This window comes from Peptoniphilus obesi ph1 (genome assembly GCF_000311865.1).
Classification (GTDB): Bacteria; Bacillota; Clostridia; order Tissierellales; family Peptoniphilaceae; genus Peptoniphilus_E; species Peptoniphilus_E obesi.
Genome location: NZ_HE978580.1, coordinates 1 through 22970 on the forward strand (window position 1 = coordinate 1; position 22970 = coordinate 22970).

The window sequence follows — 22970 nt, forward strand, 5'->3', positions numbered from 1 at the left end:
AAGTATAATGTATTGTCAAGTAAAATTAGAAATTATTTTACTTATTTTTTTCAATATATTCATTTCAATATTTTATAATGTAATCAGCTTGAGCTGACTTTTAATATTTTACTATTTATTAAAAATAAGTCAAGGCTTTTTTCTAAATTAATAAAGATTTTATCTGGTCATTTGGATTTAATTCATATGCTTTTTCAAGATATGGCTTAAAGACTTGATCTTTGATGTTATATAAAAATATTCCAAAGTTATAATTTAATAGATAACTTTCTGGTAATTTATCTATTCCAACTTTATAAGTTTCTTTTGTTTTTTCTAGATCTTCTAGATTTAAATAAATTTGAGCTTTTAAATTGTAATATTCCTCTACTTCATCATTGTAGTTAAGACTTTGATTGATATGCTCTAAGCTTTCTTCAAGAAGTCCAAGCCCAAAAGTAGTTAACGCTTTATAATAATGTAGTTTTTCTTTTTCTGGATATAGGTCTGATACATTATTTAAACTTTCATAAGCCTTATCTAATTTTCCATAGGCTATGTATGATTCAGATGCTTCCAGGTTTGCATAGTCATCTAATTCTTTTAGGTCTTCCCTTATTTCATCTTTTAATTCTTCATATTCATCTTCAGAATTGTTTAAAAATTTCTCAAAGTAAAGTTTAGATTTTAAATAATAATTTAAGTTCCTATATATATAACCTAGTCTATAATAGGCTAATATATATTCTTCACTATGATTTAGTATGTCTTCATAATCATTTGCTATGTCTTCTAAAAATTCTTTTTGCTCTTCTTCTGATAGGTTTTTGTATTCCTTATTATAGATAGCTTCTTTTATATTTGCCTTAGCAAATTCTAGGTCTAGATCGTATTCAATGAAGTTATCATATGAGTTTAAATAAATAAAAGAAGCAATGTTGTCATCTAAGTTAGCTGCTTGTGATGAAAGATAAAGAATCAAAGCTTTTATGTCTTTTACTGCAAAGTTTATAATTTTTAAATATTCATTTTTAAATCTAAAATCTTTTTCTATCCCTAATAGGTATATTATCCCTTCATTAATTCTTGATAAATCAATTTTTTCATCTATTGATTTATCTTTTATTCCTTCAATAAGACCATCTAGCCTTACTGGTAGATTTATTTCTTTTTTGAGTTCAATTTCATTTAGCTCAACATTTTTATTTAATTCTATAAAAACTATGTCTTTTAGTCTCTTATCTACTTGTTTTTTTAGGTACATTATTTCTCCTAACTAAATACTTCCCATATATTTTCTTTTTCTTAACGTGCTCTTGCTTAATATATTGAATAAGCTTGCTCTAAATACTATATATACGCCTGTTAATAAATAAAATATTATATATCTTATTAAGTTGTCTGTATTATTTAAGCTTGGAAGATAAGTTTTAAATCCTAAGCTTATATTTATATAGTCCTGTTTTGAGATAGATTCTATTATTGCATTTGGAGATAGTATAAGACTTGATAAGATTCCATATACTATTAGTAAAATTAACCAATGCAAGATGTTTTCTTTCATAAAGTTTAATGTATAAGTAAAGCTTTCTATATATTGCTTGTCTTTAATGTAGATGCTTTCTGCTATTGGATTGAATACTATATATAAAATCAATCCAAGTAAATAAAAATTACTGCTAAATAAACTCACCCAAGAATATACAAATACTACAAAATATATATTAAATAAATAATTACTAAAGTTTCTTGTGTTAAATATATTTTGTATTTTTATTCTTCCAAAATATACTAGGTCTGATAATACAGAAAAATATATAGACATTATAGCAGAGTAAATTAAAGCATATATCAAACTGCCTAGCAAAGAATTATAAAATAGTAGCCCCGATAGACTAGAGCTTTCAAGATAATTTAATATTAAAGTAAAAATCATAGGTAAAAATAATACTATCGGATTTTTTATTATAAGATCTTTACTTATTTGAACTGTTTTTGAGTAAACTAATTTTAAATCTTTTAAAATATCCATAACTTCCTCCTGATGTTATTATACAAATTATTTGAGAAAATAATCAATAAATAATATACTTATTGTATATGAAAGGAGAAATTTATAATATGTTTAATAATTTTAAAAAATTTTTTACTAGTATTATTCTTGCTTTAATTGTGGCCTTATCTTTTAATGGCACTTCTTTTGCAAAAGTTAATAGTAGTGAAGAAATAGCACCAGGTGTAGTTAGAGAGGAACACATTGTTAATTATAATAAGAAAAATACTTATATAAATTTGCTAAAGATTGATTTAAATAATCCTTATGTGGGAATTGAAGTTGTTGCTGGTAATGGAAAGTATACCCAAAGAGCAACTGTAAGCCAAATGGCTAAAAGAACTGATGCAACAGCTCTTGTTAATGGAGACTTTTTTAATACCTTACTTCAAGGATCTCCAGAAGGTCCTTCTATAGTGGGTGGAAAATTACAAACATCTCCTGTTTACTATAATGGACTTTATTCTTTAGGAATAACAAAAGACAATATTGCTAGTATTGAACAAATAACTTTTACTGGTAATGTTAAGGCGAAAAATGGAAAAACCTTTAAACTTGATAGTCTTAATAAATCTTACTATTGGTATGAAGACACTAATGAATATTCTCACCAAGATAAATTGAATTTATATAATGATTTTTGGGCATCAAAATCAAGGGGAGAAAAAACAAACAGTGAGATTTTGGTTAATGCAAATGGAGTAGTTGAACAAATTAGCGAAGGGAAAAACTTTAATTTCCCAGTTCCTGATGGAAAATTAATTCTACAAGCTGACGGAAAAGCTTATGATTTTATAAAACAAAATGTAAAAATTGGCGACCAAATTGCTATTAACTATAGTATAAGTCCTAAAAAAGATTTTAAATTCTTAATTGGTGGTCATGCTCTACTTGTTAATAATGGACAAGTTGTAAAATATACTAAAGATATCAATGTTCTAGGTGGAGTTAGGGCAAGAACTTGCGCTGGTATTTCAAAAGATGGAAAAACTTTATATATAGCAAGTGCTGAAGGTAGAACAAAGAGATCTGCTGGGATGTCACTTCCTAATTTGTCGGATTTCATGGTTTCAATTGGAGCAAATAAAGCACTTAACCTTGATGGCGGTGGATCAACTGCCATGGTTGCTAAAAATCTTGGTGACTTTGAAAGAACTAGATTTATAAATCCAGAAAAAAATGCTGCTGAAAGAAAAGTAGTTAATGGAATTGGTATTTATAATACAGCTCCAAGCACTAATAATATAGCTGGTTTAAAGATAAATGGTCCAGACTCTATGTTAGTAGGAACTAGTGCAGAATTTTCTGTAAAGGGAGCTTGGAATGAAAATCTTAAGCCTATAAAAGCTGATAGCTTTGCTTATAGTCTATCCTCTGCTTCTGAAGAAAAAGGTCTATTAAATGGAAAATGGTATCTTGCTCTTGCTGAGGGAGAAAATGAAATTAAATTTGTAACTCAATCAGGTTATGAACAAGTTAAAAAAGTTAATGTCTATGGCTTTGATAAAGTAAAAGATTTAAAAATAAAACTTAACAATACCAAAATGGTTGAAGGCGGAAGTTACCAAGCTACTGTAAAGGCTGTTTTAAATGATAAGACTGAAAAAGATATAGATCCAAGAGTTTTAAGTTTTGAGCTTGAAGGATTTTCAGGTTCTGTTGATGGTGGAGGAAATTTCACTATAGATTCTCTTAATGGTCTTAGCAAGGGTCTTTTAAAAGTAAAAGCTGGTAATTTAGTAAAAACTATAGACTTATACGACAAAGATTCAATGAATCTTGTTATGACAATAGATAAGAAAAATTACACTATTAATGGAGTCGACAAAAAGATGGATACTTCTCCATTTATAAAAGATTCTAGAACTTTCGTACCTATTAGATTTGTAATGGATGCTTTAAATGCAGAAATTAATTACAATGAATCTAACAGAGAGGTAGAAATTTCTTATAACGACCAAAAAATTATCATTCCAATTGACAAAAAATATATTATGGTAAATGATGAAAAGAAAGATATAGACACAGCAGCCTTTATTAAAGATTCAAGGACTTTCGTACCTATAAGGTTTGTGAGTGAATCTTTAGGACTATCTGTTGACTATAATGATTCAGCAAGACAAGTTATAATCTCAAGTAACTAATTGTTAAATAAATTTTATTAGATATATTCATTTTTGAATTAAAAAAACGACAATTTTAAAATTGTCGTTTATTTTATTATCATTCAGGTGAAACAAGTGAATCAAAATTATATTTTCCATTTTCTATTTTTATAATGACAACTGATTTGTAGGGATTATTTTTCTCATCAAATCTTATGTTGCCAGTTACTCCCTCAACCTCAATATTTTTTATAGTTTCAATTAATTTTTCACTATCAGTAGAATTTGATTTTTCAAAAGAATTTTTCAAAATATATACACTATCATAAGCAAGAGCTGAAAAAGACGATGGCACTTTCTTATATTTAGCTTGGTAGCTATCTACAAACTCTTTAACTATTTCTGATTGATCATCACCAGCATAGTGGCTAGCAAAGTATATAGAGTCCAAGACTTTTCCCGAATTTTTATCAGCTAGATCTAAAACTCCTTCCCAGCCATCTGATCCAATAATTTTTGCATCTATTTGAGCTTCTCTTATTTCTTTAGCGATTATAAAATCTTTTTCAGAATTTTCTGGGATTAAAATTAAATCAGGATTTTCTTTTTTTATATTCTCCAGCTGAGTTTTAATATCAAAATCGTCTTCTTCATATCCTTCATCCGCTAGGATTTTTAATCCCCTTTGTGTAAATTGATCTTTAAATGCATCTGCAATTTCATTTGAATAGTCGCTTGATTTATTTCTCAATACAAAAGCACTCTCTGCTTGTAAAATATCTATTGAAAAATTAGCCAAAATCTCTCCCTGTACGCTATTGGTAAAACAAGTTCTAAATATATTATCCGAATCTTCTGTTATAGATTCGCTTCCTGCTGTTGGACTTATAATTGCTATCTTTTTTTGACTAGATTTATTTGCAACAGCTTTTGCATTTTCTGAGCTTATTGGTCCAACAATAGCATCGACATTTTTTTCAATTAATTTGTCATAAGCTTTTACTGCCTCTACTGGATCACTCTTGTCGTCTTCTAAAATATATTCAACTTTCTTTCCATCAATTCCACCATTTTCATTTATTTCATCAATAGCTAGCTTAATTCCTTTATCTACAGCATCTCCATAGATATCTGATTTCCCTGTCTTTGAAACTATCGCTCCAATTTTTATAACTTCAGATTCCTTGTCTGCTGGATTAGGATCATTACTATCTCCAGTTTTAACATTGCTGTTACAGGCTGCCAGTAAAAATATTAAAAATAAGGCTAAAATTGTTTTTTTCATTTTGATTTCCCCTATTAAATTGCGATTGTAGAACTCAAATACTCATATATTCACATAACTTTTCAAAAATCTTATTATAAAAGTTATTTAATCTTTCTTCTTCACTCAATATCCCAATCTATATACTAATACAAGTTAAAGAAGTTTTCATGTCTATAAAAAATAATACCACATTTCAAAAAATAGCAACACCAATTAATTTAATAGACATTGTAGAGCATTTACTTATTCTCATCTATTATTCTACTATTGAGATATTGATCTATTTTTTCATCTGTATCTAATCATAGAATGATCTCTAATATATAAATATTTTATATACATATAATATCTATAATTTAAGAAATTCCTAATTTTTTATATTTATAAATTTATCCATTAAAGAGATACTCGAAGTAAAATAAAGATATCTTTATGTATATACTTATAAGTAGGACCATATTATTTTGATGGTTGCTGTACTATAATTTCTCCTTTGTCAGCATCTAAAGTTATTTTTTGTCCATCATAAACTTGGTTATAAAATTCTTTATCTACCTCTGTTACCATGGGAATTTCCATAACAATTGCACAAGATACAAGAACAGTATCAAGTTCCTCAACGATTAAAGCTTTGGGACCTGTCCCACATTCATCAAGTTTATACAAGCCATCAGCTTGAACTACAGAACTACCTTTACCCTTTGGAAAAACAACTATTTTATCTTTGACGCTCTTTCCTTCAAGAGCATGACCTTTTTCAATTATATTTCCAGTTTTAGGGTCTGTGTGGTAAAACAAAATTGGCTCTTTAGAAAAAATTAATTTTCCTTCAACCTTTCCACCAGAAATTACTTTACATTTAAATTTATTCATTTTAAAAGTCACCACCCTCAGAAGCTATTTCCATACATTCTTTTGCATCAAGAACATTTATCTTAACATTAAAAGTTGACATATAATATGAACATTTTGGCGAATCAGATAAACCATTTTTCCCTTTTAAATCTTTCCAAACTCGTTCTTCATCTATGCATGTATTTGGAACAAGACTGATATTATACGCTTCCAATTCTTTCCTTAAATCCATATCTTCTAATAACTTTATTAAAGCCTGTGATGTCAAAATCCAAATAGGAACTTTAGGTTTTTTACTCCTAGCCATTTCTAAAACATTGTTTATTTGCTCAAATGTATAGTGAGGACACCCAAACATAATAAAGTCAATTTTTTCTTTAGGTTTTATTTTATCTTTAAAATCTTTTATATCTTCATTAGTTATCACTATCTCTTCTTTGATTTTTTTATTACCCATAGCCATTTCAAGATTCTTAGCTTCAGGCGTATAACCTAAGATGTGATATATAGTATGCGAACCAGTTACATTTAAATTAGTACCTAAGTTTATATGAGCCTCTGTACTAGGATTTTTCTTTATTCCATCAAAGATTGGAATACCATTGACTTTTTCCCCGCAAATTAAACCTAGTATTGAATAATCAAAATCACTTTCTAAATCTGCTTCTACTCTTACTAATGTATCTCCATATCTGTTTTCATCCAGCAAAAATCCATATTCTGGGGTAAAACCAGTAATGGCTGAGCACATAGAACTGAAAGAACTTTCCCTATTTGTCCTAGCACCTACTACTGAATTAGCATAGATTGTTACACTAGTTTCTGAAAAAGCAACTATATCCCCATATTTTGGAACATTGGCAAATAGGTAAGGTGTGCAAGAGTAAGTCATTATTGCCCCCATATTCTTATAAGCATTATGAACCCTTTGCATGTTATCAATATCATCTTCTGTCAATATATCTTTATTATTGAAATAAGATAGAGAGTATCCTGGATTTACTGTGGGTTTTACCGCAAAAGTGGCACCCGCTTTATTCATTTTTTCTGAGAACCACCTATCGGCACCCTGTGCACTTAAAGATATATGAGCTCTTTTTATTGGAACTAGTCTATTTGCACCAAAACTTTCTCCAATTGCAACTAGTATTTTTATAGCCATAGCTTTACCTTTTCCAAAGTCGCCATTTAACATCTGAGATTGATATTTTGTTAATTCCATTAAGCCCTCCTATTTTTTATCGCACCAAGAAATTCCAAACCCTGAAATCATTTGATTTTAAGTTATAGGTGTTTGTCATAAACTTTTAAACTTAATATATCTAATTTTAGTTTTTTTATTATTTTACTGCTCCACTAATTGCTTTAATAATAACTGCTGTCTCTGCTCTTGTTAGTTGACTATCTCCATTGAAATTATTATTATGGTCACCCTTTATATATCCAGCATTTACCAAGTGAGCAACATAAGGTTGAAATTCTTCAGGTATTTTATCAAAATCTTTAATTCCACTTGGTCTTGTAGTATCTGGTGTCTCATTTTTCAACTTTTGTAGTCCTAAAGACAAGTATTCTGCCATATCATTTCTTGTAATATCATAGTCAGGATCTTGAATATAGTCTACTATATCTAAACCTTTGCTTACTAACTCGTCAAAAGTAGGTTGGAACCAATTGTCGTTAGGATCAGTATTTGGAACTTGTTTCTCGCCTATTGTATTATTCATTAATGTTAAAAATTCAGCTAAGGTTACAGACTTATTTGGTCTAAATGTATTATCTTCATATCCATTTATTATCCCCTTATCTGTAAGTTCACTTACAACACCATAATACCAATCATCATTGTTAACATCCTTAAATGTTTTAGCAAAAATATTTGTTGGTGTTAGCAATATAGTACTCAAAGCAAGTGTAGCTATAACTCTTTTTTTCATTTTATTTCCCCCTAGGTTTTTAATTTTCTCATCACTTTTATATTATTGTCTTAAGAATATTATACTAGAAAAAACATTGAAAACGAGAAAGAAAGGCTTTTATTTTATTATCTGATACAGCGATAAAGATAATATTTTTCTTTATCATACATATATAATTTAAATACAAATAATCCGCTATAAAAAATTTATATTTTCTTCTAATTTAATTACTAGTTTTTTTATTACTTTAAAACTGATTATAATTTTAATTACTTTTCATAATCCGTAGACTATTTTACATTCTGAATAATACTGGAAATAAAAATAAGACCCTATAATCTTCTATAGGGTCTTTGAGTCTAAGTTTTATTTTAAATTTATTTTTAAGTTATTCTTCTTGAATTTTGTTTTTACTGTAATAGTGCTTTATCTATTATATCTTATAGATTATCTGCAAAGCTTTATTCTTTTTTTATAATCTTCCATTAAAATCTAGATTATCATAAACACTTTATTACAAAAATAATTATCAAAGAAATTTTTAACCAATAATTATATTTACATTTTTTCTGGAGCTTGTATTCCAAGTAGGTAAAGACCTTCTTTTAAAACATTTTTAACTCCATAGCAGAGCATAAGCCTTGTATTTTTTAATACAGAATCTTCATCAGTAATTATTTGAGTATGACCATAATATCTGTTGAATAATCTAGCTAAATCTCCAACGTATCTTGTTATAAAATATGGTTCATATTTTTCATGAGCATCTATAACAACATTAGTAAAGTTGTATAAAGTCTTTATAATTTCATGTTCATCTTCTGATTTTAAAAGTTTATAGTCAACTTCAGCATTCTTGTCAAATCCACCTTTTTCTAATAGAGAAGCTATTCTTGCATGGGCATATTGCACATATGGTCCAGTTTCTCCGTCGAAAGAAAGAGTTTTATCCCAAGAAAACATGTAGTCTTTTATTCTTTGATTGAATAATTCTTGGAATTTAATTGCGCCGATTCCAACTTGAGCTGCTAGTTCATCTTTGTTTTCAATTTTTTGTCCACGTTCTTCTTCTCTTTGACTTAGTATTTCTTTTACTTTTTCTGTTGCCTTATTTAAAACATCTTCTAAGTAGACTACTCTACCTTTTCTTGTAGAAAGTGTTCCATCTTCAAGAGAAACCATTCCAAATGGAACGTGTACTATTTCATCTGACCAGTCATAACCCATTTCTTTTAATATAGCTTTTAATTGTTGGAAGTGAAGTGTTTGTTGTGATCCAACAACATAAATATTTTTATATGGTTTGTGTTCTTCATGTCTATAGTGAGCAGCTGCTATATCTCTTGTTATATAAATTGTTGATCCATCTGATTTTATTATTAGGGCTACAGGTAGGTCATATTTTGATAAGTCAACAATTTGAGCTCCTTCAGATTCAACCAAGGCGCCAGATTTTTTTAATTGATCAACTTCTGCTTGCATTAAGTCAGAGTAAAAAGATTCCCCCTTGTAAGTGTCGTACTGAATATCAAGCATCTTATAAACTCTATTAAATTCTAATAAAGAAACTTCTCTGATCCATTTCCATAGTTCAACCGCTTCTTCATCGCCTTTTTCAAGTTTTGCAAACCAAGATCTACACTCATCTCTTAATTCTTGATCATTTTCAACTTCTTGATTTATTTTTACATATAATTTTAACAGTTCTGGTATAGGATTTTTTGCAATTTCTTCTCTATTGCCCCACTTTTTAATAGCAACAATAAGCATACCGAATTGAGTTCCATAGTCACCTAAGTGGTTGTAAGAAATTGTATTATAGCCTAAAAATTTATATATTCTTTTTATTGAATCTCCTATTACTGTCGATCTTATGTGCCCAATATGAAATGGCTTTGCTATATTTGGAGATGAGTATTCAATTACAACATTTTTATTTTGTCCAACATCTTCTTTTCCAAATTCTTCGCCCTTAGTAATTACTTCATCAATAACCGTTTGAGCTAATTTTTCTTTGTTTATAAAAAAATTAATATAAGCAGATTTTGATTCTACCTTTTCAAAGTAATCTGATTTTATTGATTCTGCTATTTCTTTAGATATTAAATTTGGATTTTTCCTATATACTTTTGCTAAAGAAAACACTGGAAAAGCATAGTCTCCCATATCACTTGTTGGCGGAACTTCAATAGCATTTGATATTTCTTCCTTGGTCATGACTTCTTTATCTTCATTTAATTTTTGATCTAGAATTTTTATAATTTCATCTTTAAAATTAATCATATTTTCTCCTTTATAAATTAATTATTTAAATTCAACAACACTAACTCCACTACCACCTTCATTGTAGGCTGCGTCTTTGCAGGATTTAATATTTGCTTTGGATTTTAAATAATTTTTTACTTTTTCTCTTAATACACCAGACCCCTTGCCGTGTATAATCCGAACACTTTTAAGTCCAGCAAGATAAGCATCGTCTATATATTTTTCAATTATTGGCTGTGCTTCATCAAAAGTTTTTCCTCTTATATCTATCTCAGATTTAACATATTTTGATTTTGATCTTATTAATTTCTTAGTTTTATTTTTTTGACTTTCTTCTTGCACATCTGATTTAGATAGTGAATTTTTAGGAAGTTTTACTTTCATCATCCCAATTTGTACTAAGACATCTTTTCCATTTTTATCAATATCAATAACAGTTCCATCAGCATTTAATGAATCTGCATGGACACTATCACCAACTTTTAATGATTTAATTGGCGCTTTTGCCTTTTTGATTTCTATTGTTTTTGAACCTGGTATTGTCTCATCAAGAGAACTCCTTAAAGTATCATTTACATCTTGAAGTCTTCTTGCTTGTTCGGATGATAATTCTTCTTTTACTTCTTTTATTTCATCCATAATAAGCCTAACATTTTCTTTTGCATTTAATAAAATTTGCTTAGCTTCTGTTTTTGCATCTTCAATTAACCTGTCTTGCTTATTTTTTTGCTTATCTATTTCTTTTTTTAATTTCTCATTGTTTTCTTTATATTTATCAATTTCTTCTCTAAGTTCGAGTTTTTCTCTTTCGATAATGCTCCTATCTTTTTCTATAGATTTTAAAACATTTTCGAAATCGACAGACTCTTCACTTATAAATTCACTAGCATCTTCAATTATATCCTGACTTAATCCTAACCGTTTTGATATTTCAAATGCGTTTGATTTTCCAGGAACTCCTATCAAGAGTTTGTAGCTTGGAGAGAAAGTATCTACATTAAATTCCATAGAAGCATTTGCAACTCCATCAGTAGTTAAAGCATAAATTTTTAACTGATTGTAGTGAGTTGTTGCTATGGAGGTTATATCATTTCTTCTCATGCTCTCCATTATTGCATTTGCTAAGGCTGCCCCTTCTGTTGGATCAGTTCCAGCTCCAAGCTCATCGAAAATTACCAAAGATTTTGAATTTGCATATTTTAATATTTCAACAATATTTATCATATGCGATGAAAAAGTTGATAAAGATTGTTCAATGGATTGTTCATCACCTATGTCTGCTAGAACATTTTCAAAAATTCCAACTTCACTGTTTTCCCTAGCAGGAATATGAAGACCATATTGTGTCATAAGCACGAAGAGACCAACTGTTTTTATGCTGACAGTCTTACCTCCAGTATTTGGTCCAGTTATAATAAGTGATTTAAATTCTTTTCCTATATGAATATCTATTGGTACAACTTTTTTTGCATCCAATAGAGGATGTCTAGCTTCTTTTAAATTTATATACCTGTTTTGATTAATAATTGGTCTTGTTGCATTTAATTTTAAAGAAAGTTTAGCTTTTGCAAAAATAAAATCTATTAAAGATAATATTTCTTGGTTTCCTAAAATTTCATATCCTTTTTCAGCAACCTTCCTAGATAATTCTTCGAGAATCCTATTTATTTCTTCTCTTTCATCATTATAAAGTTCTCTAAGTTCATTGTTGAGATTAACAACAGACATTGGCTCTATATAAACTGTTTGTCCACTGGAACTCCTATCATGTATTATCCCTTTTAATTTTGATTTACTTTCAAGTTTTACAGGAACAACATACCTTCCTTCCCTTATAGTAACCAAACTATCTTGCATATATTTTTTTGTATTTTCATCTGTAATCAAGGAATTTAACTTATCCTTAATTGCCACTTTTTTTCTAGCTATTTGTTGTCTTATTGAAGATAATTTCGATGAGGCATTACTCGATATTTCATTTTCAGAAACTATAACCCTATCAATATCGTCTTCAATTTTTTTGTAGCTAAATAAATCATCTGCAAGTCTTGGAAGATAGGTATATTCTTCTACATCAACATTTAAATAAGATTTTAAATACCTAGATACTCTTAAAAAATCTGAGATTTTTAAAAGTTCTCCCGAATTTAAAACCCCGCCAATGTCTAGTCTTTTTATTAAAGCGGTAATATCATTAATTCCAAAAAGTGGGGGTTCAGATTTGTCTATGATTAATTTTATTGCTTCGTCACATTGGTCTTGCCGCTTATTTATTTCTGAAACGTCAAAAGATATGCTTTCTTTGTCTGCTAAATCTTTTGCAAGTTCTGAAACAATTTCATCTTTTAGCAAATTAATTATTTTATCAAATTCTAAAACTCTTTTCGATTTTTCTATTAGTTTATTCATATAATCCCCCTGTTTAGATGTCCAAAACTAACAGCTCCGTATCTATCTATAAGTTTGTTTTTCAAACTATCCTGGTCAAATTTTTTGTTATTAATAATATTATAATATAAGTTTATACTTTCTTTTATATCTGAATTTAAAGATATTTTAAAATTAGCAAGATCAAGATCTTTGATTTTATCTCCAAACATTATTGGGTGTGAATTAAATAATTCGCTAATATCGTCATTTCTTCTTACTAAAAATTTCTCCTTGTGAGAATCTTCTAGGTAAAAGCCTTTAGAAAATTTACATTGATTACATCTGCTGCTATCTTTGCAATTTAAAACAGTTGACATAGGACAATGTCTCATTGTCATTACAGGAAGTAAGCCATGGCTAAATACTTCAAGTTTTTTGCCATAATGACTGGCTATTTTTTGAATTTGATTTTTATTTAATTCTGGAGAAAGTATTATCCTGTCTATCCCTAGATTGAGTAAATATTTTACACTGTAGGAATTGAAACAATTTAGCCCAATATCTGCAACCTTATTGATATTTTCATTTTTAAATATATTAATGTTTGCCAAGTTATTAAATACAACTTCTTCAAAATATTCTTTATTATTTTTATATAAAGAATAGCTAGCTTCTAATTGTTTATAATTTTGAAATTTTGGCAAAACAATAGATATCTTTTTATTAGTATTTTTTACAAAATCTATTACATCTTCATCAATGCTAGTTGCTGGATAATAAATCTTATCTACTTTTTCTAAATCTATTTTTAATAAATCTTGATAGTTAAAAACTTCAACATTTAGATTTTTCTTTTCTTTGTTTTTCTTATCTTCTTTTTCCAGTTTAAAAATATTTTCATCAATTTTTATTTCTTGTCTTTTTTCTATAAAATTTTCATCTAGTTTTTCTATGGCTTTTCTTCTCAACTTATTTAAATCAGATTTGCTAATAAAAATATCTTCATCGATATCAATATTTATTTCATCTAAGTAATATATGCTATCTCCTAGTTTATTAAGAGATTCCATTATCTGTTCTTTATCTAATCTAATTTTTCTTGCCTTAGTGATTTTTTTATCAAGAGAAACCGTTTCTTGGTAGCCATCTGATGAAACTTTTAATTTTGGATCTTGATCAAGTTTTAAAATACAGTCCATAGCAATTGGTCTGAATTTTTTGTTTTGATTTAAACTATCTTTTATTTTTTCGTCCAAGTTTTTAGAGAAAGTTCTGTATACTTTTGATCCTATCGATATATTTCTTTTACTTTTAATAAAGGCTTTTTTATTTTTCTTAACATCCTCATCTATCTTAAAACCTTGACTATGATTGCCATCGTCAAATTCTATTCCATCGCCCTTATTTATATCAGCTTTTAAATCTATAAAGACTCCACTTTTATTTTTTTCTACAACTTGTCCTATTAAAATTCCCCTGTTATTCGCTTTTTCACTTGAAATATAAGATCTACCAAAATCACCATAAGCTAGTCCTTCAGTTTGACCTCTGTTAAAAATTTGTTTGCTTTCTAATTTGTCTTCTTCTTTCAAATTATTTTCCAAAGAATTTTTATAGGAAGAAACTATCTTATATACATATTCTGGACTTTTTAGCCTTCCTTCTATTTTTAGAGAATCAACCCCTAGACCAACAAAATCTTCAATTTTATCTAAGAGTGATAAATCTTTTGGAGATAAATAATAAGCATCATTTGATAAAAGTTTTGAATCTAGACCAATAATTTTGTATTTTTTTCTACAAGCTTGGGCACAATTCCCCCTATTTCCTGACCTTGCTCCGATCATAGAAGAAAATAAACATTGGCCTGAAAAGCTGACACATAAAGCACCATGTATAAAGGCTTCAACTGATAGATTTGTTTGATTTTTAATCATTTTTATCTCATCTAATTCAGTTTCTCTGGCTATAACTAGTCTGTCAAATCCCATCTCTTCAATTTCTTTTGCCCCATAAATATTATTTACAGACATCTGAGTGCTGGCATGTTTTTCTATTTCTTTTATAGATTTATCTAAAAGATAAAAATATCCTAGGTCTTGGATAATTATCCCGTCCACACCAATTTCATATAAAAATTTACTAAATTTAATACTGTCTCTTAGTTCGCTATCATCAAGGAGAGTATTTATTGTTACATAAACTTTAGCATTTCTTAAATGAGCATAATTTACCGCATCAATTAGGTCTTGTTTAGAAAAGTTATCTGCCCCTGCCCTTGCTGAAAAGTTTTTACCCCCTAAATAAACAGCATTAGCACCTGCCTTAATTGCTGCTTCAAAAGATGCAGTATTACCAGCAGGTGCTAAAATTTCAATATTATTATTTATCATTTAAGCTCTCAATTTCTCTATTTAAATCTATAATTCTTTTTTGAGATTCATAAATTTGTTTTTCTAATACTTCTTTTTCAGATTTTACTTCAGCAAGTTTTGCCTTTAAATCCTCTAACTCTTTATTTTGAAGTTCAATTTTTGATGTAAAAGATTGATTTTCTTCTCTTTCATTGGATAGTTTTTTATTTAATTTTTCAATTTCTTTTTCTAAAAGTGAGTTTTTATCTTCTAATCTTTTATTTAGGTCTTTAATTTCTTCTAATTCTTTTACATTTTTTCTAAAAACATCATCATTATCTTTTACTTCTTTAATTGAATTCTCTTCACTAATAGCCTTGTTTTTTTCATCTAGTATATTAAGAGCTGTAAGTATAAGACTTTGAGCTTGGTTTAATTTATAATTTGAGTTTTGTGTTTGTTTTATTCTTAAATCTAGATCATCTGCTAAATTTTTTACATAAATGGAATCATTTTCTCCTACTACATAAAAATTCATATCATCTATAGAAACTTTTACTCTTTTATCGCTCATGTTTCCTCCTTATTCTCTTAGCTTTCCAGAAAGGTCTTTTGTTATATCTTCAATTATTTTTTCAATAATTTCGTTAACTTCCTCATCTTTAAGAGTTCTATCATTAGCTCTAAAAATTACTGAAAAAGCAAGAGATTTCATTCCATCATCTATACCTTCGCCAGTATAAACATCGAAAACTTCGTATTTTTCTAATAAATCTTTAGCATTTTTCTTAACAATTTTTTCTATTGAATAACTATCTACATCTTCATCTAGGATAAATGCCAAGTCTCTCTTAGTTGCAGGATATTTTGGAAGTTCTTTATAAATATAGTTTGGAATTGCAAAATCAAGAAGTCTTTCAACTAATAGTTCCCCAACAAAGGCTCTTTTCTTCATATCAAAATTCTTTAATACATTTGGATGAACTTCACCAAATACACCATAGCTAACTCCATTATAATAAACTTCTGCAGATCTTCCTGGGTGAAGAAATTCTACATTTGCTCTTTTGAATTCTAGGTCTTTAATACCTATTTTCCAGAAAATTTCTCTAACTGCTTCTTTTAAGTAATAGAAGTCGCCTATATCATAAAAACCTAGAGACAATTTCTTTTCTTCGCTTGGTAGGTCTCCATTTTCTGGTTTAAATGTGTTTCCAAATTCAAATGCTGCTACATTATTATTGTCTCTGTGTTCATTGTAGGATAAGTTTTCTAGTAGATTTGAAATTAATGTTGTTCTCATGACACTAAATTCATCACCTAGTGGATTTATTATTCTTACAGCATCTCTTAATTTATTATCTTTTTTTAGATTTAATTTATCAAAATTTGAATCTCCTACAAATGAGAAGGTTATAAGTTCATTAAATCCAAGAGTAAATAAGGATTCTTTTATTCTTATTTCAAGATTTCTAAGTGCTGATCTTCCACCAACCGTAACTGTTCCTTCAAGAGGCTTTGGTTCAATATTATGATAGCCATAAATTCTTGCAATTTCTTCAATCAAATCTTCTTCGATAGATAAGTCTAATCTAAAAGTTGGAACTATTGAAACAATGTGGTCGCCTTCTATTTTTGATTTAATTTCTAATCTTTCAAGAAGATCTACCATTTCTTGTGGACTAATTTCAAAGCCAATTAATTTATTAACTTTTTCTGGTCTAAGTTTTATTACTTTTTCTTCTGCCCTATCTTCATAAGCATCTATGCAGCCTGATAAAACTTCTCCAGCCTCAAAATCTTTTATAAGTTGAGCTGCTCTATCTACACCAATTTTAGCTATATTAGGGTCTATTCCCTTTTCAAATTTAGCTGATGCTTCTGATCTTAATTGAAGTCTTCTTGCTGTATCTCTTATTAAGTCTTGGTCGAAGTTTGCACCTTCCAATAAAACATTAACTGTATTTTCTGTTACTTCAGTATCAAAACCACCCATAACTCCAGCAAGCCCTATAGCTTCTTTACCATCACTAATAACTATGTCTGTATTTTTTAATTTTCTTTTTTGATTATCAAGAGTTAGTAATTCTTCGCCTTCTTTTGCCATCCTTACTAGAATTTCTTTTGTTTCAATCTTGTCTAAATCATAGGCATGAAGAGGTTGTCCATATTCAAGCATAACAAAGTTTGTTATATCAACTATATTGTTAGTTGGTCTAACTCCTGCTGCCATAAGATAGTTTTGCATCCAAAGTGGTGATTCTTCTATTTTTACATTCCTAATTGCTTTTGAATAAAATCTTCTGCAATTTGAAGTTTCTATTTTTACATCATTAAAAACTTCTTTAATATTTGTATCTTCTTCTTGGAATTTAATTTCTGGTTCTTTTAATTTTATGTCAAAAGTTGCTGCAGTTTCTCTAGCCATACCAATAATGCTTAGACAGTCCGGTCTATTAGGTGTGATTTCAAATTCAATAATTTCACTATCTAAATCTAAGGCTTTTATGGCATCTTGACCTATTTCTGTTCCTTCTGGGAATATATAAATTCCATTCCTATATTCTTTTGCTATTACGCTAGAATCAAGTCCTAATTCTCCAAGTGAGCAAAGCATACCATGTGATGCTACTCCTCTTAGTTCACTGTCTTTAATTTCCATACCCTTAGCAAGTTTAGCTCCAACTTTTGCAACAGGAACAATTGCTCCTTCAAATACATTTTTTGCACCAGTAACTATTGTTAATTCTTCATCACCAGTATCAATAGTACAAATAACAAGCTTATCAGCATTAGGATGATTTTCTATTTTTAAAATTTTTCCAACAACTACATTACTTAGTCCAACAGATCTATCTTCAATAGATTCAACATGGGAACCTGTATCTGTAATCTTTTCTGATATTTCTTTTGTGCTTGCATCTATATCTACATAATCTCTTAACCATTTAACAGGTAATAACATATAAAACCTCCAACTAAAATTGATTTAAAAATCTGTTATCGTTATCGAATAGCAACCTAATGTCGTTTAATTTATATTTAACCATAGCTATTCTGTCTATTCCCATTCCAAAAGCAAATCCTGAATAAACTTCTGGATCTATGCCACAGTTTCTTAAAACATTAGGATGAACCATACCACAACCTAGAAGTTCCATACTCCAACCAGTATTGTTACAAGCGCTACAACCTTCGCCACCACATACTGTACAAGTAACATCTACTTCTGCACTAGGTTCTGTAAATGGAAAATAATGAGGTCTAAATCTAGTTTTCATATTATCGCCAAAAAATGATTTAACGAAATAATTTAAATATTCAAATAGATTGGCCATAGAAATATTTTTATCAACAACTAGCCCTTCTAATTGATGGAACATTGGAGAGTGAGTTGCATCCACTTCATCAAATCTAAAAACTCTTCCTGAACAAACCATTCTGATAGGAGCTCCGTGTTCTTTCATAGCCCTAATTTGAACAGGTGATGTTTGAGTTCTAAGTAAAGTCTTATCATCTATGTAAAAAGTATCACTTTTACTTCTTGATGGATGGTTCTTAGGAGCATTTAGTAAATCAAAATTATTTGCAACAGTTTCAATTTCTGGACCATCATAAACCATAAAGCCCATGTTTATAAACAAATCTTCAAGTTCTTCAATTGTTTCAACTAATGGGTGTTTATGTCCAATTAAATTAGTCTTTTTATCTAATGTTATATCAATCTTTTCTTCGTTTAATTTCTTTTCTAATTGTTTTTGATTTAAGTCTTCAGTCTTTTCTTTAATTTTTTCTTCTATTCCAGTTCTTACTTCATTTGCAAGTGAGCCTATAATTGGTCTTTCTTCTTTGGAAAGTTTTCCCATTTCTTTTAGGACTGCTGTTAACATTCCCTTTTTTCCTAAATATTTTATTCTTACTTGCTCAATATCTTTTAAGTCATTTGAATTGTCTAAGTCTAAATTTGCTTGATTTTTTATTTCTAAAATTTTATCCTTCATCATATCCTCCATTTGCTCATCATCCCTAGCATTATAGCATTAAAAGCAGATATTTTCAATGTTTGAGCCAGCTCTTAAGTTAAAATAAAAGCATTTTTAAAATTTTATTTTCTATCTAAATTTTAATAAAAAATAAATCGTCATCTAAATTATAAATTAATAATTTGATAACGATTTAACACTTAAATATTTATTTTTCTAAAATTGTTCCTGTTCTTCCTTTTAATGCTTGGTCAGCTCTCTCAAGAGATGTAATTATTGCATGACAATTTTCTTTTCCATTCATAATAAAATTTTTACAAGCTTCAATTTTAGGAAGCATAGAACCTTTTGCAAATTCTCCTTCAGCTATATATTTATCAATTTCTTCTAAATTTAAGCTATCTAAGTCTACTTGATCTTTTGTATTAAAATTAATTGAAACTTTATCAACAGCAGTTAGTATTAATAAAGAATCCGCTTCTAGGTCTAGGGCTAGTTTTGCACATGACCAATCCTTATCTATTACAGCTGCTACTCCTCTTAAGCCCTGTTCACTTTCTACAACGGGAATTCCCCCGCCACCACAAGATATTACTATTTTTCCACTTGCAATCAAAGTTTTAATGCTATTTAATTCTATTATTTTTTGAGGTTTAGGAGAAGCTACAACTCTTCTGTATCCTCTTCCTGCGTCTTCAGTGAAAATAAAACCTTTATCATTTTCAAATTTTTTAGCTTCTTCTTTACTATAAAAAGCCCCAACTGGTTTTGTTGGATGTTTAAAAGCAGGATCATCTTTATCGACAAGAACTTGAGTTACTATTGTGCAGCAATCTTTACTGATTTTTCTTATTTTCAGTTCATTTTCTATTGCTTGTTGAAGTTGGTAACCAATATAGCCTTGACTCATAGCTCCACACTCTGCAAAAGGCATGTACGGTGTAGACATAGGACTATTTGATGAATATTCCATAGCTAAATTTATCATCCCAACTTGTGGCCCATTTCCATGACCAATTACAACTTCATTACCATCTTCAATTAGGTCTACAATAGTTTTTGCTGTGTTTTTAACAATTCTTATTTGCTCTGAGGGAGTATGCCCTAAAGCATTACCCCCAAGAGCAATGACAATTCGTTTTGCCATCTATACCACTCTTATATAATTATTTTAAAGTAGCATACATTACTGCTTTTATTGTATGCATTCTGTTTTCTGCTTGATCGAATACTTTTGATTTGCTAGATTCAAAAACTTCGTCTGAAACTTCCATTTCATTTATTCCAAATTTTTCAGCTATGTCTTTTCCTATAATTGTGTTGGTGTCGTGGAATGATGGTAGGCAGTGAAGGAAAATTGCATCTTTATCAGCCATATCCATTATTTTTTTATCAACCCTATATTTTTCTAGAAGTTCTATACGTTCTTCCCAAACTTCATCTGGTTCTCCCATTGATACCCAAATATCTGTATATATAGCGTGAGCCCCTTTTGCTCCTTCTTTTGGATCGTCAGTTAAAGTTATTGTCGATCCATTTTCTTTTGCTATTTCTCTACATTGTTCTACTAATTTTTCTTCAGGCATTAAATCTTTTGGTCCACAAGCTGTGAAATTCATACCAAGTTTTGCAGATACTACCATTAATGAGTTTGCAACATTATTTCTTGCATCTCCCATATAGGTTAAGTTAAGTCCTTTTACATTTCCAAAATTTTCTTCAATGGTTAAAACATCCGCTAGCATTTGAGTTGGGTGGAATTCATCAGTTAAACCATTCCAAACTGGAACTTTTGCTTTTTCAGAAATTTCTTCAACAACTTTTTGTGAAAATCCTCTGTATTCTATACCATCGTAAAATCTTCCTAGTACTCTAGCTGTATCTTCAATTGATTCTTTTTTGCCCATTTGAGATGTTCCAGGTTCTAGATATGTTACTCCCATTCCTAAATCGTGTGCTCCAACTTCAAATGAACAACGAGTTCTAGTTGAAGTTTTTTCAAATAATAGTACGATATTTTTACCTTCTAGGTATCTATGTGGTGTTCTAGTTAGTTTTAATTTTTTTAATTCTTTAGATAATTCTAGTAAATATCTAATTTCTTCTGATGTAAAATCTAATAACTTTAAAAAACTTCTTCCTTGTAAATTAACTGGCATTTTTACCTCCCGCAAAATAATTATAGTTTATTAGTTTTAGTCTTCTCTTTCTAGTGGCATGCTCATACATCTTGGGCCGCCTCTACCTCTTACAAGTTCTGCTCCCTTTATTTCAAGAACTTCCAGACCCTTGCTTTTTAATATATCATTTGTAACAGTATTTCTAGAATAAACAATAATCTTTCCTGGACTTATACAAAGTGTATTTGACCCATCGTTCCATTGTTCTCTAGCTGCGATTATTTCATCGCCTCCGCCACAAAGAATTAACTCAACTTTTCTTTCTAGATATTTTTCTAGAATATGTTCAAGAGTATCATGTTTTTCTCTTATTGTAAGTTCGTCTTCATTGTTTGCCCTAGTTATTTCAAAAACTCTAAGAGTCCCTAGAATTCCTGGATGAATAGTAAATTTATCATAGTCAATTTGTGTAAAAACAGTATCCAAGTGCATAAAAGCTCTAGATTCTGGTAAGTCAAAGGCAAGTATAGTTCTAATTTTAGAATTTGAATCATAAAATATCTTTTTAGCTAAGTCGCTTATCGCATCCGCCTGTGTTCTTTGAGAAATACCTATGGCAAGAGTTGTTTCGTTTATATTTAATATGTCTCCTCCCTCTATTGTAGAAGGTGCATCTCTAGTATAAAGCATCTCAACTCTGTCTTTATAATCTTTGTGATATTTAAATATATAATCTGCAAAGATTGTTTCTCTGTTTCTAGTCTTAGAGTACATTTTATTTAAGACTACTCCGTCACCAACAGAAGCAAATGGATCTCTCGTAAAGTAAAGATTTGGCATTGGTGCAAGAACCATTTTTGATGGTGGACTGACAAGGTCTACTAAGGAATCTTTTTCAGTTGTATCTATTTCCTTTAGATTAACCCCTTCCATTGTTTTTAAAATAAGTTCTTTATTATCTTTAATGGAATTTAAAAATTCAAACAAAGCAGTTTTATATTTTTTTGTATATATTCCACCCTCTGTGATAAATTGTTTTAAAAACTTTTCTCTTAAACCCGGATTTTGATCTAAGGTTTGAGTCATCAAATCTTCTAAGTAAACTACTTCAACTCCATTTTCTTTTAAAACTCTAGCAAAATTATCATGCTCTTCTTGGGCTTCTTCTAAAAATGGAATGTCATCAAACAACAACTCTTTTAATGTGTTTGGAGTTAAGTTTAACAATTCTTTGCCTGGTCTATGTAATAATACTTTTTTTAAAGTTTTAATCTCGTTTGTAACATGAATAGCCACAACATCATACTCCTTTTTCTACTAAGACAATTACTACACCTATCTTATACCCTTATTAAAATATATAAATTAATAATAAATTTACATATTTATGTTAATAATTTATCAATACTAAGGCACTAATTCTTAATTATACTATTTTTTTATAAATTTTTTATATTTTATCAGAAATTATTCATAAATTTAATAATTTTTTCTTATTTTTATAAATTTTATTAAATTTAATTTATTCACTTGTCTATTTGTAAAATTTATGTTATTCTATAAAAGATCTATGGCGACATAGCCAAGTGGTAAGGCACGGGTCTGCAACACCCTTATCACCAGTTCAAATCTGGTTGTCGCCTCCATGGCCTCATTATGAGGCCTATTTTTTTGCATAAAAAAAGTGCTAAGTTAAACTT

The 22970-nt window shown here is 29.0% G+C and carries 16 protein-coding genes and 1 tRNA gene; 2 read left to right on the forward strand and 15 right to left on the reverse strand.

What is annotated here, in order from left to right; translation table 11 throughout:
• Positions 1 to 142: 142 nt before the first annotated feature.
• On the reverse strand, positions 143 to 1243 hold the full coding sequence (locus tag HGPB_RS00005) for a tetratricopeptide repeat protein (protein WP_019131625.1): 1101 nt from the start codon (positions 1241 to 1243) through the stop codon (positions 143 to 145).
• A 12-nt stretch (positions 1244 to 1255) separates the two neighbouring features.
• Complete coding sequence (locus HGPB_RS00010) at positions 1256 to 2011, reverse strand: hypothetical protein (protein ID WP_019131626.1); 756 nt, start codon at positions 2009 to 2011, stop codon at positions 1256 to 1258.
• Positions 2012 to 2100: 89 nt separating this feature from the next.
• On the opposite strand from HGPB_RS00010, the gene HGPB_RS00015 reads away from it, so the two are divergent.
• Positions 2101 to 4176: a stalk domain-containing protein gene (locus tag HGPB_RS00015; protein WP_019131627.1), complete on the forward strand. Its 2076-nt coding sequence runs from the start codon at positions 2101 to 2103 to the stop codon at positions 4174 to 4176.
• A gap of 79 nt (positions 4177 to 4255) precedes the next feature.
• On the opposite strand, the gene HGPB_RS00020 is transcribed toward HGPB_RS00015, so the two are convergent.
• The 13 genes from HGPB_RS00020 to arcA all read right to left on the reverse strand — a co-directional run bounded on the left by HGPB_RS00020 (position 4256) and on the right by arcA (position 22566).
• Positions 4256 to 5422 (reverse strand): ABC transporter substrate-binding protein, encoded by a 1167-nt coding sequence (locus tag HGPB_RS00020; RefSeq protein ID WP_019131628.1) that lies wholly within the window; start codon positions 5420 to 5422, stop codon positions 4256 to 4258.
• Positions 5423 to 5863: 441 nt separating this feature from the next.
• Entirely contained in the window at positions 5864 to 6277 is a 414-nt protein-coding gene (locus tag HGPB_RS00025; RefSeq protein WP_019131629.1) for an aconitase X swivel domain-containing protein, read from the reverse strand.
• 1 nt (position 6278) lies between these two features.
• Positions 6279 to 7481: an aconitase X catalytic domain-containing protein gene (locus HGPB_RS00030; protein ID WP_019131630.1), complete on the reverse strand. Its 1203-nt coding sequence runs from the start codon at positions 7479 to 7481 to the stop codon at positions 6279 to 6281.
• A 118-nt stretch (positions 7482 to 7599) separates the two neighbouring features.
• Positions 7600 to 8196, reverse strand: coding sequence for an S-layer homology domain-containing protein (locus tag HGPB_RS00035; RefSeq protein WP_019131631.1), 597 nt, complete (start codon positions 8194 to 8196; stop codon positions 7600 to 7602).
• 540 nt (positions 8197 to 8736) lie between these two features.
• Positions 8737 to 10461 carry an arginine--tRNA ligase gene (gene argS, locus HGPB_RS00040; protein ID WP_019131632.1) on the reverse strand — a complete coding sequence of 575 codons (1725 nt, stop codon included), beginning with the start codon at positions 10459 to 10461 and terminating at the stop codon, positions 8737 to 8739.
• Positions 10462 to 10482: 21 nt separating this feature from the next.
• On the reverse strand, positions 10483 to 12852 hold the full coding sequence (locus HGPB_RS00045; RefSeq protein WP_019131633.1) for an endonuclease MutS2: 2370 nt from the start codon (positions 12850 to 12852) through the stop codon (positions 10483 to 10485).
• The gene (locus tag HGPB_RS00050) at positions 12849 to 15206 is read right to left on the reverse strand and encodes a U32 family peptidase (RefSeq protein WP_019131634.1); all 2358 of its coding nucleotides are present in this window, start codon (positions 15204 to 15206) and stop codon (positions 12849 to 12851) included. The genes HGPB_RS00045 and HGPB_RS00050 overlap by 4 nt, the downstream gene beginning before the upstream one ends.
• The gene (locus HGPB_RS00055; protein WP_019131635.1) at positions 15196 to 15741 is read right to left on the reverse strand and encodes a cell division protein ZapA; all 546 of its coding nucleotides are present in this window, start codon (positions 15739 to 15741) and stop codon (positions 15196 to 15198) included. The genes HGPB_RS00050 and HGPB_RS00055 overlap by 11 nt, the downstream gene beginning before the upstream one ends.
• A 9-nt stretch (positions 15742 to 15750) precedes the next feature.
• A complete protein-coding gene (gene pheT, locus HGPB_RS00060) occupies positions 15751 to 18132 on the reverse strand; it encodes a phenylalanine--tRNA ligase subunit beta (protein ID WP_019131636.1) in 2382 nt (793 codons plus the stop codon).
• A gap of 13 nt (positions 18133 to 18145) precedes the next feature.
• Positions 18146 to 19168 (reverse strand): phenylalanine--tRNA ligase subunit alpha, encoded by a 1023-nt coding sequence (pheS, locus tag HGPB_RS00065; protein ID WP_019131637.1) that lies wholly within the window; start codon positions 19166 to 19168, stop codon positions 18146 to 18148.
• Positions 19169 to 19358: 190 nt separating this feature from the next.
• Entirely contained in the window at positions 19359 to 20297 is a 939-nt protein-coding gene (gene arcC / locus HGPB_RS00070; RefSeq protein ID WP_019131638.1) for a carbamate kinase, read from the reverse strand.
• Between the two features lie 19 nt (positions 20298 to 20316).
• Positions 20317 to 21309, reverse strand: a complete 993-nt coding sequence (gene argF / locus HGPB_RS00075; protein ID WP_019131639.1) for an ornithine carbamoyltransferase — start codon at positions 21307 to 21309, stop codon at positions 20317 to 20319.
• A gap of 36 nt (positions 21310 to 21345) precedes the next feature.
• A complete protein-coding gene (arcA, locus tag HGPB_RS00080) occupies positions 21346 to 22566 on the reverse strand; it encodes an arginine deiminase (protein ID WP_019131640.1) in 1221 nt (406 codons plus the stop codon).
• Positions 22567 to 22842: 276 nt separating this feature from the next.
• On the opposite strand from arcA, the gene HGPB_RS00085 reads away from it, so the two are divergent.
• Positions 22843 to 22916, forward strand: a tRNA-Cys gene (locus HGPB_RS00085).
• Positions 22917 to 22970: the final 54 nt, after the last annotated feature.

Bases quoted from the DNA above. Each gene is read 5' to 3' on its own strand.
- HGPB_RS00005 (WP_019131625.1), bottom strand. From the start codon at position 1,243: ATGTACCTAAAAAAACAAGTAGATAAGAGACTAAAAGACATAGTTTTT.
- HGPB_RS00010 (WP_019131626.1), bottom strand. From the start codon at position 2,011: ATGGATATTTTAAAAGATTTAAAATTAGTTTACTCAAAAACAGTTCAA.
- HGPB_RS00015 (WP_019131627.1), top strand. From the start codon at position 2,101: ATGTTTAATAATTTTAAAAAATTTTTTACTAGTATTATTCTTGCTTTA.
- HGPB_RS00020 (WP_019131628.1), bottom strand. From the start codon at position 5,422: ATGAAAAAAACAATTTTAGCCTTATTTTTAATATTTTTACTGGCAGCC.
- HGPB_RS00025 (WP_019131629.1), bottom strand. From the start codon at position 6,277: ATGAATAAATTTAAATGTAAAGTAATTTCTGGTGGAAAGGTTGAAGGA.
- HGPB_RS00030 (WP_019131630.1), bottom strand. From the start codon at position 7,481: ATGGAATTAACAAAATATCAATCTCAGATGTTAAATGGCGACTTTGGA.
- HGPB_RS00035 (WP_019131631.1), bottom strand. From the start codon at position 8,196: ATGAAAAAAAGAGTTATAGCTACACTTGCTTTGAGTACTATATTGCTA.
- argS (WP_019131632.1), bottom strand. From the start codon at position 10,461: ATGATTAATTTTAAAGATGAAATTATAAAAATTCTAGATCAAAAATTA.
- HGPB_RS00045 (WP_019131633.1), bottom strand. From the start codon at position 12,852: ATGAATAAACTAATAGAAAAATCGAAAAGAGTTTTAGAATTTGATAAA.
- HGPB_RS00050 (WP_019131634.1), bottom strand. From the start codon at position 15,206: ATGATAAATAATAATATTGAAATTTTAGCACCTGCTGGTAATACTGCA.
- HGPB_RS00055 (WP_019131635.1), bottom strand. From the start codon at position 15,741: ATGAGCGATAAAAGAGTAAAAGTTTCTATAGATGATATGAATTTTTAT.
- pheT (WP_019131636.1), bottom strand. From the start codon at position 18,132: ATGTTATTACCTGTTAAATGGTTAAGAGATTATGTAGATATAGATGCA.
- pheS (WP_019131637.1), bottom strand. From the start codon at position 19,168: ATGAAGGATAAAATTTTAGAAATAAAAAATCAAGCAAATTTAGACTTA.
- arcC (WP_019131638.1), bottom strand. From the start codon at position 20,297: ATGGCAAAACGAATTGTCATTGCTCTTGGGGGTAATGCTTTAGGGCAT.
- argF (WP_019131639.1), bottom strand. From the start codon at position 21,309: ATGCCAGTTAATTTACAAGGAAGAAGTTTTTTAAAGTTATTAGATTTT.